The sequence below is a fragment of the Pantoea sp. X-Soil-ISGK-421 genome, assembly GCF_059730785.1.
This window is the reverse complement of sequence record NZ_AP035979.1, coordinates 954,498-969,176: the sequence shown is the minus strand read 5'-3', so window position 1 is coordinate 969,176 and position 14,679 is coordinate 954,498. Positions and strand designations below refer to the sequence as shown.

At 55.0% G+C, this 14,679-nt stretch carries 13 protein-coding genes; 3 read left to right on the top strand and 10 right to left on the bottom strand.

Translation table 11 applies throughout. From position 1 onward, the window contains the following. Nucleotides 1-49: 49 nt before the first annotated feature. The 6 genes from AC6I8K_RS04345 to AC6I8K_RS04320 all read right to left on the bottom strand — a co-directional run bounded on the left by AC6I8K_RS04345 (nt 50) and on the right by AC6I8K_RS04320 (nt 4,815). Nucleotides 50-1,219, bottom strand: a complete 1,170-nt coding sequence (locus AC6I8K_RS04345) for an N-acetylglucosamine-6-phosphate deacetylase (RefSeq protein WP_497826282.1) — start codon at nt 1,217-1,219, stop codon at nt 50-52. Continuing rightward, a complete protein-coding gene (locus AC6I8K_RS04340; RefSeq protein WP_497826281.1) occupies nt 1,212-1,985 on the bottom strand; it encodes a glucosamine-6-phosphate deaminase in 774 nt (257 codons plus the stop codon). Before AC6I8K_RS04340 ends, AC6I8K_RS04345 begins: the two co-directional genes overlap by 8 nt. 1 nt (nt 1,986) lies before the next feature. Beyond that, on the bottom strand, nt 1,987-3,510 hold the full coding sequence (locus AC6I8K_RS04335; RefSeq protein WP_497826280.1) for a sodium:solute symporter family protein: 1,524 nt from the start codon (nt 3,508-3,510) through the stop codon (nt 1,987-1,989). Between the two features lie 289 nt (nt 3,511-3,799). Continuing rightward, the gene (locus tag AC6I8K_RS04330) at nt 3,800-4,102 is read right to left on the bottom strand and encodes a PsiF family protein (protein WP_064740395.1); all 303 of its coding nucleotides are present in this window, start codon (nt 4,100-4,102) and stop codon (nt 3,800-3,802) included. Nucleotides 4,103-4,203: 101 nt separating this feature from the next. Further along, a complete protein-coding gene (iraP, locus tag AC6I8K_RS04325) occupies nt 4,204-4,458 on the bottom strand; it encodes an anti-adapter protein IraP (protein ID WP_064740394.1) in 255 nt (84 codons plus the stop codon). A gap of 210 nt (nt 4,459-4,668) precedes the next feature. Further along, entirely contained in the window at nt 4,669-4,815 is a 147-nt protein-coding gene (locus AC6I8K_RS04320; RefSeq protein WP_497826279.1) for a hypothetical protein, read from the bottom strand. A gap of 252 nt (nt 4,816-5,067) precedes the next feature. On the opposite strand from AC6I8K_RS04320, the gene AC6I8K_RS04315 reads away from it, so the two are divergent. Next, the gene (locus tag AC6I8K_RS04315; RefSeq protein WP_497826278.1) at nt 5,068-8,148 is read left to right on the top strand and encodes a beta-galactosidase; all 3,081 of its coding nucleotides are present in this window, start codon (nt 5,068-5,070) and stop codon (nt 8,146-8,148) included. Here AC6I8K_RS04315 and AC6I8K_RS04310 read toward each other — a convergent pair. Beyond that, entirely contained in the window at nt 8,087-9,391 is a 1,305-nt protein-coding gene (locus AC6I8K_RS04310; protein WP_064741184.1) for a multidrug efflux MFS transporter, read from the bottom strand. The genes AC6I8K_RS04315 and AC6I8K_RS04310 overlap by 62 nt on opposite strands. A gap of 392 nt (nt 9,392-9,783) precedes the next feature. Between AC6I8K_RS04310 and AC6I8K_RS04305 the strand changes: the two genes are divergently transcribed. Further along, nucleotides 9,784-10,035, top strand: coding sequence for a biofilm development regulator YmgB/AriR family protein (locus tag AC6I8K_RS04305; RefSeq protein WP_064740392.1), 252 nt, complete (start codon nt 9,784-9,786; stop codon nt 10,033-10,035). Nucleotides 10,036-10,047: 12 nt separating this feature from the next. On the opposite strand, the gene AC6I8K_RS04300 is transcribed toward AC6I8K_RS04305, so the two are convergent. The 3 genes from AC6I8K_RS04300 to AC6I8K_RS04290 form a co-directional block, all read right to left on the bottom strand. Further along, a complete protein-coding gene (locus tag AC6I8K_RS04300; protein ID WP_483817956.1) occupies nt 10,048-10,365 on the bottom strand; it encodes a hypothetical protein in 318 nt (105 codons plus the stop codon). Between the two features lie 171 nt (nt 10,366-10,536). Then, the gene (locus tag AC6I8K_RS04295; protein WP_064740390.1) at nt 10,537-10,836 is read right to left on the bottom strand and encodes an I78 family peptidase inhibitor; all 300 of its coding nucleotides are present in this window, start codon (nt 10,834-10,836) and stop codon (nt 10,537-10,539) included. A gap of 374 nt (nt 10,837-11,210) precedes the next feature. Continuing rightward, nucleotides 11,211-13,799 carry a bifunctional diguanylate cyclase/phosphodiesterase gene (locus tag AC6I8K_RS04290; RefSeq protein ID WP_497826277.1) on the bottom strand — a complete coding sequence of 863 codons (2,589 nt, stop codon included), beginning with the start codon at nt 13,797-13,799 and terminating at the stop codon, nt 11,211-11,213. A gap of 218 nt (nt 13,800-14,017) precedes the next feature. Here AC6I8K_RS04290 and AC6I8K_RS04285 point away from each other — a divergent pair, with 218 nt between their 5' ends. Further along, nucleotides 14,018-14,665 (top strand): CPBP family intramembrane glutamic endopeptidase, encoded by a 648-nt coding sequence (locus tag AC6I8K_RS04285; RefSeq protein WP_064740388.1) that lies wholly within the window; start codon nt 14,018-14,020, stop codon nt 14,663-14,665. The last annotated feature ends 14 nt before the right edge of the window (nt 14,666-14,679 follow it).

The window sequence follows — 14,679 nt, the reverse complement described above, 5'->3', positions numbered from 1 at the left end:
TTTGTCCGTAACAACAAAGCGCAGCGGGAGTTAACTCATTGTTAATTCATTAAAGATAATCTTCGCCTGCTCTCCACACCACAGCGCCTTGCTTCACACATCCGCGTAACGCCACGCTGCCATCCGCCTGCGCAGCAAGCAGCAGCACATCAGCGGGCGCGCCGCAGGTCAGGCCTCTCTGCTGCGGCAGATTGAGCTGGCGTGCCGGACGCAGCGACGCCATTTCAATTGCTTGCGCCAGCGTCGCCAACTGGTGGCGCAGCAGGAAGTTTACCCCCTCCAGCAAGCCACGCGCCGAGCCCGCCAGCAATTTCGGCGCATCCGCCATGCAAAGCCGACCGCTGGCGCTAAGCTGCACGCGGCCACCAATGGCGGTGTCATAGATGCCCGGCGGTTGCCCGGCAAAGGAAGTGACATCACTGACCAGCAGCGCCTGCTCGCCTTTGGCACGCAGAAACACCTTCAGCACGTCCGCGGGCAGATGATCGCCATCCGCAATCAAGGTTGCCGTCAACCCATCTTCGGCCAGCTGCTGCCAGATGTAATTGGGATGACGCGGCAGTTGCAGATGCGCGCCGTTGCCGAGATGAGTAGACAGCGTGGCACCCGCTTTTACCGCCGCATGGATTTGCTCTGGCGTTGCAGAGGTGTGCCCAATGGCAACACGCACTTGCTGCGCCACACAATGCCTGATCAGTGCCTCGCTGTGCGGCCATTCCGGCGACAGCGTTAACAGCCGAATATGCTGCTGTGCGGCATGCTGCCAACTGTCGAACAGCGCGATATCCGGCGCTCGAATTGCCTCATGCGGATGCGCACCACGCGGCCCATCTTCAGGCGACAGAAAAGGCCCTTCAAGGTGGAAACCCGGCACGGCGCGCGCAACCTCAGGATGGTGTTGGCAGGCGCAGGCGAGCCGCTGCATCGCCTGCGCAATCGCCTGCGGCATGGCGGTGATTACCGTCGGCAAAAAGCTGGTGACGCCTTGCTGCCATAGTGCGCACGTGACGTGCAGTACATCCGCTTCGCTGAACGGAAAATGGTTGAAATCGACACCCTGAAAACCGTTAACCTGCAGATCGATAAAGCCCGGCGCGAGGATTACGTCCTCTTGCAACTCACTCAGCGCACGCACATTCACGATGCTGCCGTGCTCAATCTCTAATTCAATCGGTTGCAGCGTGCGGTAATCGCGGCCGCGTAACATGAGGCTAGTCAAACGTCACCTCCGGGCAAGCATCGCTATCGGTGTAGAGCGTGCAATTGGCATGCTGACGCAAACGCGTCGCCGGGCACGCGGTGGAGATGGCATCGTGAAGCGTTGCCCGCACCGCCGCGCGTTTACTGGCGCCCGGCACCATGCAGAACAGCCGCGCTCCACTCATCAACGCGGGAATCGTCAAGGTCACCGCATGCGTCGGTACCGCAGCGGAAGTGGCGAAACAACCCTCGTTGACCTGCTGCTGGCGGCAGGCATCATCAAGCTGCACCACTTTCACACAGCAAGGATCGCTGAAGTCAGCCACCGGCGGATCGTTGAAAGCTAAATGGCCGTTCTCACCAATACCGAGACACACTACATCAATCGGTGCCATCGTGAGTTTTTGCGCGTAATCAGCACAGATGTCATCGGGATCGCCGCAAGATGGAATCAAACTGACTTCGCCAGGCTGCACCCGATCAAACAGCTGCTGGCGTAAAAAGTGGCTGAAACGCTGCGGCGCATCCGGCTCAAGCCCAATGTACTCATCCATATGGAAGGCGTGAATGCGCGACCAGTCGATATTCGTTGCCGCAGCCAGCGCCGCGAGAAACTCGTTTTGCGAGGGTGCGGCGGCAAATACCATGCGCACCACATCCTGTTCACTCAACCGTTGACGCAGAAACGCTGCCACATCCTGCGCCGCGTCAGCACCTAATGCAGCGCGACTGGCAAAGCGTTTAACCCGTAAGCGTTCTCTGGTTCCCTGTTGTAATAGCATCATGCTATCCCTCCTGAGAGACGTTGGGGTTGTGCGACCAGCGCTGAGCAGCGGGTGCATCCTGATCCTGATTCAGCGCATTTAGCAGGTGATCCACTTCCAGACGCACCGGCGCGCGACGTAACCAGCCCATCACCACGAACAGCAGCAGTGAAGACATTACCGGTGCAGCCACCACGGTTGCCGTGCTGACATCGTTAAAGATAAATTTCACGCAGAAGAAGGTGCCAACGCCAATCGCCCAACTCACTAACGCGGCGGCGCTGCCGCTGCGACGAAAGGCCGGCAACAAACCCAGCAGCATGGGGATGGAGATCGGTCCGACTAAGCCGCCAAACCAGACGATCAGCAGCGACAGCACGCCGCCGAAATGGCTGGCGTTCATGGCAATCACCAGCGTGGTGATAATGAAGAGAAAGGCGGTGAGCCGCGCCACCAGCAACGAGCTTTTGCCGCGCTGGAAGCGGTGCGGCAGCATGCCGGGCAGAATATCGCGCGTCACCACTGCGGTAATCGCGTTGGCATCAGAAGAGGTCATTGAAAGCGTATGGGTAAACATCGCCACCAGCACTAATCCCACTAAGCCGTTCGGCAGCAGTTCCATCGCCATCATTGAATAAGAGCGTGACGGATCGCTGAGGTTAGGAAATAGCAGCGGCGCTGCCCACATCGGCCAGAACAAAATCAACGGCCAGATGAGATAGAGCGCGGCGGAAAGGCGCGCCGCTTTGCGGGCATCGCGGCCTGCTGGTGCGGCAATGAAACGCTGCGCCAGGTTCCAGGTGCCGCCGTTATAGCTCAGCGTGTAAATGACAAAATAGGCGAGAATAAAGCCGATGCTGTACGGCTCCTGAATGATTTGCGTATGGGTTGGCGGTAACCGCTGCCAGATAGTGAACAGCTCGGTAAAACCGCCAAGATGCACCGCCACTGCCACCACCATTACAATGGCGGCAATAAACTGCACGATAAACTGGCCGAAATCGTTGCAGGCATCGGCCCATAACCCGCCCATCACGGTATAAAACAAACTGAGCGCGCCGGATACACAGATGCCGATCAGCGGATCCAGCCCGGTGAAGACATTGATAATCACCGCTATCGCCGCCCACTTTGCGCCTACGTCGAAGGTTTTCAGCAGCACCCCGCTCCATGCCAGCACCATTTGCGTTGGCAGGTTATAGCGCGTGGAGAGATATTCCATCGGCGACTCGATGTTCATATAGATGCGCAGACGCGCCCAGCGCGGCGCGAACAGTCGGGAACCCAATAGCACGGCGATGGCGATGGGAAATGCCCACCAAAAATAGACGGTGATGCCCATGTTGTACGCCACGGCCGCATAAGCCACGAACACCGCCGCGCTGTAGCCCGACATGTGATGCGACACGCCGGACAGCCACCACGGCATTTTGCCACCAGCAGCAAAGAAATCCCGCGTGCTGCCCACCTTGCGCATCGCCCACAGGGTAATAGCCACAATCATCAGCGCATAAAGCGCCATCACAGCATAATCAAGCACATTCATAGCAGACTCCACAGGTAAAGGCTGCCCAACGAACGGTCTGGCTTCGCGGGGATTGAGCGATCAAAATAATTAGTCATAGGTTAGGACTAAAGCATCCTGGCAGCATTATGGGCGCAGTTTTGTGATGAGGATCCTGATATGAGTTTTTCATCTGACGTGATAAGTAAATGTGAATATTACAGCGCTGCAGCTTACACCAATAAAAAAAGGGTTCACGATAAACATGAACCCCTATTACTTTTCACGCATGATTGATTTAAAACGACGACGATATTAGCCGTTAATTAAATCAGCTTTTCTTCAGGCACGAACTCATAAACGTTTTACGGGCATCGCCAGTGAGCTTTTTATCGCCTGCATCAGCGTTACAGGTTTTCATCTTCATTTGTTGCGGCGTCATACTGCCCATTTTGCTGTCTTTTTTCAGACAGTCACTCATAAAGCTTTTACGCGCATCACCTTTCAGATTTTGTGTCCCTGCGCTCTGGTTACACATCGTCATTTTTTCCTGCTGCGCGGTTTTTTCTGCCGCACTCGCTCCGCCTGCAATCAGCAAGCCTGCTGCCATTATTGCCAAAAGACACGATTTCATTACCGGATTCTCCATAGCATTATTGCCCATTAAGCATGGCACGGAATAAGCAAATACGAGAAATCGATAATGACCTTTTCCTGCAAAACAGGCGATAGCCCTTATACGCGGGGATGATGCAGCAACTTCTCTACGTAATTACGCAGCATAGTGGTATCAGGCGTTTCAGCAGCGGGCGCAACGGGCGGCATGGCGACTTTAATAGCGGCCTCAACATCGTGGAATTGTTCAGTATTCAGTTTGCGCAACATCGCGGTTAACACGATCTCCAGCGCCTCAACCTGAACCACTAATTCTTTAGACTCTTCTTCTTTTTCAGCCAGCTTTAGAAGGAGTTCCGCAATCAGGTTTTTCATGCGACAAGCTCAATGAGAGAAGAAAAACAGACGTTAGCATTGTGCATAATAAAACAACAACACATTTTCAGCGTTTTTTAGAAAAAATAAAGACGCGCTGCAGCGCGAAAAAAGAAGTGAAAATTCAATCTCTAATAGCGAAACGTTTCACTGATACCCAATCTATTATTGAAACGTTTCGCTGATTAAATTAATTAACGCTGGCGCGAATTAACCAGGCCCCATAAATCCACGTCCCGGACCACCGCCGCCATGTCCATGCCCCCCGCCCCAGCCGCCGCCCGGAGGTGGGAAGATACAACCGCTCAGCGCGGTGATTAATGCCGCAACAGCAGCGAATTTAATAATACGGACCATAATTACCTCGGAATGGTGAAATCGGGCTGAGTGTATGAGGCCGCATCGGGCGCGACAATACAGAATTCTCCGCAACCCGGCGCTATTCATCTTTGCTCACCACGCTTAACAATTTTCTGGCACTAAAGCGGCAAAAGCATCACACAGGTGCCATAAAAGCCTGCCAGCCGCCGCACAATATCGCCGTTGACCGCTTTACAGGCGCTGCATTTTCACGCAATGTGAGCGCATTACAATGAATGAGATCTCATCATGAGCTTATCTGCTGTGTCCCTCAGTGAAATTCTGGCGCGCCGCGACTGGGAAAATCCGGTGATCACTAGCCTTAATCGGCTGGATGCGCATCCGCCCTTTGCCAGCTGGCGCGATGAAACCCAGGCGCGTGACGATCGCCCCTCTCCTTCACGGCTGTCATTGAATGGCCAATGGCGCTTCAGCTATTTCACGCAGCCTGAAGACGTCCCCCAAAGCTGGCTACTGCAGGATCTTCCTGGCGCTGAAACGCTACCGGTGCCAGCCAACTGGCAGTTACACGGTTTTGATGCGCCGATTTATACCAACGTGCAATATCCGATTCCGGTCACGCCGCCTTGTGTGCCTAAAGAAAACCCAACCGGATGTTACTCGCTCACATTAAAAGTGGATGATCGCTGGCTGCATCAGGGCCAGACGCGCATTATCTTTGATGGCGTGAGTTCTGCCTTCTTCCTCTGGTGTAACGGACACTGGATCGGCTATTCGCAAGACAGTCGCCTGCCCGCCGAGTTTGATCTCAGCAAGGCGTTGCAGTCAGGCCAGAACCGCTTAACCGTGATGGTGCTGCGCTGGAGCGATGGTAGCTATCTGGAAGATCAGGATATGTGGCGCATGAGTGGCATCTTTCGCGATGTCAGCTTGCTGCATAAACCGGAGACGCAACTGGCCGATGTGCAGATTGAAACTGCACTTAGCCCGGAATACCTGCGCGGCGATCTGCGCGTCAGCGTAAAAATCCATGCCGGTGATCGTCAGCCCACGCAGTGCCGTTTGCGCGTCAGTGTGTGGCGCGGTGACCACTGTATTGGCGAGCAGGAACAAGCGCCCGGTAGCGCCATTATCGATGAACGCGGACATTATCCCGAACGCGCACTGCTGGTGTTGCCGGTAAACCAGCCGCTGCTGTGGAGCGCGGAAACGCCGCATCTCTATCGCGCAGTGATTTCGCTGCTGGATGAAAATGGCGCGCTGCTGGAAGCCGAAGCTTATGACGTCGGTTTCCGCCGCGTCAGCATTGAAAAAGGTCAGCTGTGCCTGAACGGTAAGCCGCTGCTGATTCGCGGCGTGAACCGTCACGAACATCATCCGGAAAACGGTCAGGTGGTGGATGAAGCCAGCATGCGCCGCGACATCGAACTGATGAAGCGCCACAACTTCAACGCCGTTCGCTGCGCGCACTATCCTAATCATCCGCTGTGGTATCGCCTGTGTGACCAATACGGATTGTATGTGGTGGATGAGGCCAATATCGAAACGCACGGTATGCAGCCGATGAATCGCCTTTCCAGCGATCCACGCTGGTTCGCCGCTTACAGTGAGCGCGTCACGCGTATGGTGCAGCGCGACCGCAATCATGCCTGCATCATTATCTGGTCGCTGGGCAACGAATCCGGTCACGGCAGCACGCATGATGCGCTCTATCAATGGGTGAAAAGCAGCGATCCAACGCGTCCGGTGCAGTACGAAGGCGGCGGCGCCAATACGGCCGCCACCGATATCGTCTGCCCGATGTATGCGCGTGTCGATCAGGATCAGCCCTTCCCGGCGGTGCCAAAGTGGTCGCTGAAAAAGTGGATTGGTCTGCCGGGCGAAACACGTCCGCTAATCCTGTGTGAATACGCGCATGCGATGGGCAACAGCTTTGGCGGTTTTGCTAAATACTGGCAAGCCTTCCGCCAGTTCCCGCGCTTGCAGGGCGGCTTCGTTTGGGATTGGGTTGATCAAAGCCTGACGCGTTATGACGATAATGGCGCGGCCTGGCAAGCCTACGGCGGTGATTTTGGCGATACGCCGAACGATCGCCAGTTCTGCATGAACGGTCTGGTTTTTGCCGATCGCTCACCGCATCCGGCGCTCTTTGAAGCCCAGCGTGCGCAGCAGTTCTTCCAGTTTGAGCGTGATGCTAACGATGCATATCGATTTACCGTCACCAGCGAATATCTTTTCCGCCGCAGCGATAACGAAGTGCTGCGCTGGTCGATTGAGCAGGATGGCGTCACCATCGTCAAAGGTGAACTGCCGCTCGAACTCGCCGCACAAGGCAGCCGGACGTTAACGCTGCCAGCGCGTGACGATTTGCAGGGCAACGCCTGGCTCAATCTCGCCGTGCATCAGGTCAACGCTACACCCTGGTCCGAAGCCGATGCACGCGTTGCCTGGGATCAGTGGCCGCTGCCCGCCGCGCTACCGGCGCGGCCAGCGGAGAGGGTCGTCAGCGCGCCGGAACTGATCGCCAATCACGATTTGGTGGCGGTGGTACTGCCGCAGCAGCGCTGGCATTTCTCCCGCCGCAGCGGCGAGCTGGTGCAATGGTTTGTCGATGATCAAGAAACGCTGCTCACGCCGCTACAAGAGTGCTTTATTCGTGCACCGATTGATAACGATATCGGCACCAGCGAAGCCGCCAATGTTGATCCTCATGCGTGGGTAGAGCGCTGGAAACGTGCAGGCTACGATGGGTTAGAAGCGGTGTTGGTGGATATGCAGGTCGATAGCCTGAAGCACAGCGTGCTGATCGAAACCTGGCATCAATGGCAGGCAAACGGTCAGTTAGCGTTCACCAGCCATAAACGTTATCAAATCAGCGGCAATGGCGAGTTGTCGGTAAGCGTTAGCGTGGAGCAGGCGCCAGGCTTGCCGCCCCCCGCGCGCCTCGGTCTGCGATGCCAGCTGATTAACACACCTCATCAGGTGAGCTGGCTCGGTTTGGGGCCACACGAAAACTACCCGGATCGCCAACTGGCGGCGCAGTTCTCACGCTGGCAGTTACCGCTGACGGCGCTCAGCACCGCGTATGTTTTTCCCGGCGAAAATGGCTTGCGCTGCGGCACGCGTCAGTTGCAGAGCGGCGGCTTGCAGGTCAGCGGCGACTTCGCCTTCTCGCTAAGCCGTTACAGCCTTGAACAGCTGCGTGAGACCTCACATCGCCATTTACTGCAGGACGAGGATGGTTGCTGGCTGCACCTCGACGGCTTCCACATGGGCGTCGGCGGCGACGATTCCTGGAGTCCAAGCGTTAGCCCGGAGTTTTTGCTTTCTCAGCAGCGCTGGCACTACGCGCTGACGTTGCGTCAGTAGGTTTTTCCGCCGCATCACGCTGACTTAACGGTGGAGTCAGCGTGGTTTTCGGCCGGCGATAGAAGCGGCGCAAGAAGATCACGTTGACCAACACCACTATCGCGGTGGCGAAGAACACCCAGCGATAGCCGGTGGCCGCCGATACCGCTGCACCCAGCAGCGGGCCCGCCACGTTACCCAGATACATAAACGATTGGTTGTAACCGAAAATGCGTCCGGTGACGTTATCGCGTGAATGCCGCACCAGCAGCGTTTGCACCGCCGGCATCATCGCGCCATCCGCAAATCCCAGCAGGAAGCGCAGCACGCCCAACTGCGTCGCGCTGGTGACAAATGACATCGCCACCAGCAGCAGTAACGACACAATCATGGTGGCGATCAGAATGCGTTGCGTACCAATACGATCGCCGAGTTTACCCAGCCGTGGCGCAGAGATCAGCGCCGATACGCCCGGCAGCGCGGCAATCACCCCGCTGAGAAACGCGATGTTCTGTGCATTGGGTGCCAGCTCGCGCACAAACAGCGTCAGGATCGGATTCACCGAGCCGTTGCACATCTGAATCACCATGGTGGTGAAGAACAGGCAGATCATTAAGCGCGGATTATCGAGGCTGCGAAACACATCGCGTCCGCTCAATTTGTCCTGCTTGCTGACTGGCGTATAACCGGTCTCTTTTATCAGGAACAAGGTTACGAAGAAGCTCACCATCAGCAGCACTGCGGTAACGATAAATACCAGACGCAAACCGAGCCAGTCAGCCAGTAAACCGCCAATCATCGGCCCGAGGATTACGCCGCTGATCTGCCCGGTTGAGACACAGCTCAGCGCCCAGCCGCTGCGTTCGCGCGGCACCTGCGCCGCCACCAGCGCCATCGCATTGGGAATGTAGCCGGAGGTGAGTCCCATTAGCGCCCGCAGCAGCAGCAGTTGCCACGCCTGCGTGACAAACGCCTGCAGCAAAATCACCGCGCCCATACCGAACGAGGCACGCAGCAGCATCAGCTTGCGCCCTTTACGGTCAGCCAGGCTGCCCCATAATGGCGCGACGGCGGCAGAAACAATGAAGGTGACGCTGAACGTGAGCCCTGACCACACGCTGAGCGCGTTACCGCCACGAATACCGAGTTCCTCAACATACAGCGGCAGGAAGGGAATGATCTGACTGATGGCGAGGCCAGTAAAAAAGCAGCCAAACCAAACAGATATCAGATTAACTTTCCAGGACTCGATGGAGCGTAACATGGGCGTGGGCATCAGAAGAATGAAACGAAGGTTTAGTCTAACAACCTCGTAACATTACCGGACGGCAAAACATGGCATCAGCTAAAAAACGCAGTTTTACGCTGTCGAGCGTGATTCTGCTCACAGCAAATCATGTCAGAAGGCCGTTTTTTAGTGTCTTTATGTGCGGAAACAATGCCTGCCGCAAGATAAGCGCATCGCGATGACCTGCAAACGTGAAAAAATATGTCTACTCGTTACTGACAATATTCCACACCGCAACTATGTTTAAAAAACCACCAGTTATCACTGGCGACGCGCTGCCCGTTCTGGACAGTTCGCATGATTAATTCCTATTTCCCCACGCTGACCTTATCCGTCGGTGGGCATCGTTGTCTCTGCGGAGGTCAGCTATGAGAACCCAGCCAAACAGCGCCAGTCGGGCCATTACCGACTACTTTAATAGCCCAGCCTGGCATGCACCGCATGAGAGCGATGTACTGGCGGCGATCATGCGCGAACTAATGGATGACGGACAGCCTACCACCAGCAAAGCGATTATTGCTCGTGTGATCGACAAACTGGAATTTGAAGGGGACGAACAGCAGTTGCAAAGCTATCGCACGCTGCTGGCAAAATTGCTGGAATCGGGGCCGCAGAAATAGCGACCCTCGGGATTATTTCACCGCACGCAGATGGTCGGCTTCGCTAACAAAGGCCTTGCCGCTCTGACGCTGGTACAAGCACAGTTCGCGTCCGACCTGATTCTTCATATGCTTTTGCGGGTAGCGACCTTCCAGCAGCAGCGCATCAAAGCCCACGCTGTCGTCATACTGAATCGGCTTACCCACCACTTTCACTGTCTTTAGGCCGCTGGCCTTTAGACAGCTTTGCTGCATATTTTTGTCGTTTTGTTGCCATGCGGCTTCGCTCGAAGCGTGCGCCAGCGGGCTCAACAACAGGGTTAACAGCAGTAACTTTTCGCGCGTTCTCATCATCACTCCTCAATCAGCCCTGCGGACCGAGAGATAAAAAAATTCCCGCCAAGGCGGGAAGAAATAAGACGAGCATTGCATATTCGAGAGTGACGAGGAAATCTCCGTAGTGCGCAGCTATCCTCGCCCGACGCTGTGACAGCCAGATGACAATGCAATGTCGTTTTGGTGTTATCCGCAGTACACCCGGGAAATCTTACCGCTTTGATCCGCTGCGAAATTCACCCGACGCAAATTGAAATCCATCGTTACCGCTGAATTCCATGGGATAGCGCGTACAGGGACTGCGAAGCGTTTGTTGTCGAGCGCCGATAACGGCTGACCAACGTAGTTTTGATATTGCGATGCGCCGCACTGATCGGTTTCTGGATCGTGGCTGGCTGCGGCGCTGGTGTCAGGTTTGCTGGCGGACTGGCAGGCAGTCAGGGCAAAAAAGGCCGTTACCAGTAGCGCTTTTCCATAATGGGTCACAAGTTTCTCCTCCTGGATAAATAGACAACCGGTTTTTGAGAGTAGCAAAGCGTGACTGTGAAGCGAAAATTTTTACAGCAGATTGGTCGCAGAAATCAGTTCAAAAGCGCGATCTTCCTCTCAAAAGTTAGGATTAATCGCACGCACTGTCTAAAAAACAATCTGCAGGGCACTACAATTAACTAAGAATTTTCTTAGTGAGGAGACAATGATGGAACTGGTGATTTTTGTTGCCTTCGCCGCTCTTATGACATTTGTTGCCATTAGAGTGCGTTAGTCGCAAGGCACATTTTGTAGCGGCGCGATTTATCGCGCGTTTTTGACGTAAGCGCACATGCAATGCGCAATACATTGCGCCGCTACGATGTGAGACATTATTGTATTAAAACTTCTTCCTTGAGCCGGGCATTAAATGCGGCTAATGGCATTGGTCGGCCCAGAAAATATCCCTGCCCTTCTTCGCAAGAGAGCCCCTTGAGCGCTTTTAACTGCGCATCGGTTTCAATCCCTTCCGCGGTAATCGTTAGCGCAAACGCGCGCGCCAAACCGACAATCCCTGCCACAACCGATTGTGCCTGCTGCGATTCCGGAAACTCCTTCATCCATGAACGATCAATTTTCAAGCCGTTAAACGGGAAGGTTTTCAGATAGCCGAGCGCCGCATAGCCGGTACCAAAATCATCCACCGTCAGCCGCACGCCGAGCGCACGCAGGCCTTGCATGATCTCTAACGCGCGGTCGGGATGTTCAAAGGTGACGTTTTCGGTAATTTCCAATTCGAGACGCGTGGCTGGCAGCCCGCTGACGTGCAGCGCATGCGCCACGCGCTGCACCAGATCATGGGTGCGGAACTCAACCGGTGAGATATTGACCGAAACATAGCGTTGTTCACCCCAATTGAAGGCATCAAGACAGGCGCGCATCAGTACCCAATCGCTGATCGCCGTGATCAAGCCCTTCTCCTCCGCCAACGGAATGAAACGATCGGGCGTGATCCATTGATCCGGCGCCACCTGCCAGCGAATCAGCGCTTCTGCCCCCGCTAGCTTACCGCTCTGCAGCTGATAGCGCGGCTGATAGTGCAGTGTAAAAGCTTTATTTTTCAGCGCTTCTTCTATTGCCTGTACCATGTCACGTTTCGACTGCAGGTGATTCGCCATGTCCGTGGAATACCACATCCATTGATTGCGCCCGGCACTGCGTGCCTGACTCAGCGCAATATCTGCCAGGCGTAATAGCGCTTCGGGTTGGGTCGCATCTTGTGGTGCCGAGACGATTCCCATGCTGGCGGTCAAGTTGATCTGATGCGAACCGCTAATGATGGGTTGTTGCACCATACGTTGCAGCGCACGGCAGCGATACTCCACCCCCGCGCGGGTGCTTTCGCGCAACAGGAGAATAAAGGCATCGCCGCCAAGTCGCGCCGCCAGCTCATTCGGTGCCAGCAGACTTTTCAGGCGCTGGGAGATCGCATTCAACACCTCATCCCCCACTGAGTGGCCCCAAGTATCGTTGATCGGTTTAAACTGATCGAGATCGAAACTGATCACAAACAGCGGATCCTCTTCACTGACGCTTTCCAGATAGGCGGTCAAATATTCCTGTAGCTGCACCCGATTCGCCAGCCCAGTCAACATATCGTGGCGTGATAAGAACTGAATGCGTGCCTCAGCGTCCACTTCATGAGTGATATCCGATACCGTGCCGCGAAAACCTGCGCACAGGCCATTGCGGAGAATGGCTTTTGCCATTAATTGTCCGATACGCCGCTCGCCATTCGCTGACATAAACTGGCAACGCAGCGGCACGTGTTGCACCTTTTCATCCTGATGCATTAGCCATGAAACCAGCGAATGACTAGGATGACTCAGCAGTTGATCGAGTGAACGACCTAACCAGTTTTTCACCTGATGACCGGTAACCGCCGCAAAGCGCGACGAGAGATAGCAGAGACGCCCTTTTTCGTCAATTTCCCAAATCCAGTCTGAGGCGGCCTCAGCCAGGTCGCGAAAACGCTCTTCGCTATGGCTCAGTTCGCTTTGGCTAACGATTAACATTTCAAAGCGACGATCGGAGATCACCGCATTATGCAGCGCGTGGCGCACGACACGGCGCGTGACCAGCGCAACTGCCAGCGCGGTGAAAAGCAGTAGCGGCATCATCATCCAGATTACGCCAAAGCCGGGATCTTTTGGCCGCCAGCGAATCACTAGCGGCTCACCTTGCACCACCGGTTCCACCAGACGCGGCTCATACTGAGCCTCATCCGCACTGCTGGCGAGGTGCGGGTCCAGCACATTGAGTGAATTTCCCAGCGCCTGTAGTTTATCGGCGCTGAAGATATTGACGAACACCATCACCGACTCAGGACCGGGAATAGTCGGTAAATCAGGTACTTTGCCTGGCGTAATGGGCGCGGCCACCACAATGGCGGGGCTGTTCTCAACCTTTACATTGCGTGCCATCGCATCATGCAGCGTTCGCGCCTCCTTCAGCAGCAAGGTGCTTTGAGCACCTAACCAACTCTCTAGCGACGCGTTGGATAATTGGCCATTGATTACCGCATAGCGTGTTTTTCCTGCACCATCGACAACAAAGACGCCGTCGTAGTGATACTCCTTGTAGAGCCCCGGTCCGAAGTTCTCTTCATCCCAGGCCCAGACTTTGTTTACCGTAAGATGCAGGTTTTTCCAGCCTTCGCCCCAGTTGGCGTAGTCACGCGCATCAACAATCATCTCTTGCTGCTGCTGCTGCCACGCCTGACGCATTAGGTTAGCGTCCTGCTTTATTGAATCGCTGTTTTGTTGATGAGCGATAACCAGCACCATTACCACGGACAGGAGGAGAACACCGAACAGTAGCGACGTTAAAGTGCGCAAGCTACGCCGCGTTACCTGCACCGTGAGCGCTTCCATGTTGGGCTGAGCGGGTGACGCCGCGTGTCGTTGATACTGAGAATTCATGCGCAATGCTCGCAAAATACAGACAGCAAAAGAGGTAAATGATGTCGCGCTGGTCGCCCATCGCCACCCTTTAAGGGTTTGATTGGTTATCGGCGCAGACTGCCGCAGATTTAGTTTTTATGGTGGAATATTTGAGCAGTGCAAATGTGCATCACGCCACCTCGACAGCAATGATCGCCGTTGCTACTATGCGCTCTCCTCTGCTCGCTGAGTCGCCTATGGACACCCAATCCGACAAAGTTACTTTAACGCTGTTTTACGTGGGTAGCTTTGTGGTCTATTACCTTGTGACCATGCTGGTTACGCTGTTTCCCAATTACGGGATGCTGCGTACCAACGGCTTGCTGATGCCTGTGCTTTGTCTGGTTGAATTTGCGGTGATCTATCCGCTATACCGTTTTTATTGCCAACGTCGTAACGATATTCCATTGGGGTTTGTTCATCCGATGCAGACGTTGCTGTTTATCGGTTTGCTGTTTGCTTTGATGGTGGCGCAGACGCAGTTTCTGCAACCGGAAGGCTGGCTGATTGCGCAATCTCAGCAGGGACGCAGCTCGATGCTGATTCTGTTGCTCACGGCGGTCTTGTTGGCGCCCGTTTTTGAAGAAGTGCTGTTTCGCGGATTTCTACTGCAAGGTTTTCTACTGTGGGCTCCAGGAAGCCGTTTTGCCTGCATGCTCCTCACTTCCCTGCTGTTCGCCGCCATGCATACTCAATATGTGCATTGGGAAACGCTGGTGGCGTTGACGCTATTTTCACTGCTGCTGTGCTATGCGCGTCTGCGCAGTAACAGCCTGGCGCTGCCGATTTTCCTGCATACGCTGAACAATTTGATCGCCATCCTCCCCGCCTGGTATTTCGCCTGATAAAGCAAAAACAG

Bases quoted from the DNA above. Each gene is read 5' to 3' on its own strand.
- AC6I8K_RS04330 (WP_064740395.1), bottom strand. From the start codon at position 4,102: ATGAAATCGTGTCTTTTGGCAATAATGGCAGCAGGCTTGCTGATTGCA.
- AC6I8K_RS04310 (WP_064741184.1), bottom strand. From the start codon at position 9,391: ATGTTACGCTCCATCGAGTCCTGGAAAGTTAATCTGATATCTGTTTGG.
- iraP (WP_064740394.1), bottom strand. From the start codon at position 4,458: ATGAAAAACCTGATTGCGGAACTCCTTCTAAAGCTGGCTGAAAAAGAA.
- AC6I8K_RS04340 (WP_497826281.1), bottom strand. From the start codon at position 1,985: ATGATGCTATTACAACAGGGAACCAGAGAACGCTTACGGGTTAAACGC.
- AC6I8K_RS04320 (WP_497826279.1), bottom strand. From the start codon at position 4,815: ATGGTCCGTATTATTAAATTCGCTGCTGTTGCGGCATTAATCACCGCG.
- AC6I8K_RS04285 (WP_064740388.1), top strand. From the start codon at position 14,018: ATGGACACCCAATCCGACAAAGTTACTTTAACGCTGTTTTACGTGGGT.
- AC6I8K_RS04335 (WP_497826280.1), bottom strand. From the start codon at position 3,510: ATGAATGTGCTTGATTATGCTGTGATGGCGCTTTATGCGCTGATGATT.
- AC6I8K_RS04315 (WP_497826278.1), top strand. From the start codon at position 5,068: ATGAGCTTATCTGCTGTGTCCCTCAGTGAAATTCTGGCGCGCCGCGAC.
- AC6I8K_RS04305 (WP_064740392.1), top strand. From the start codon at position 9,784: ATGAGAACCCAGCCAAACAGCGCCAGTCGGGCCATTACCGACTACTTT.
- AC6I8K_RS04300 (WP_483817956.1), bottom strand. From the start codon at position 10,365: ATGAGAACGCGCGAAAAGTTACTGCTGTTAACCCTGTTGTTGAGCCCG.
- AC6I8K_RS04290 (WP_497826277.1), bottom strand. From the start codon at position 13,799: ATGAATTCTCAGTATCAACGACACGCGGCGTCACCCGCTCAGCCCAAC.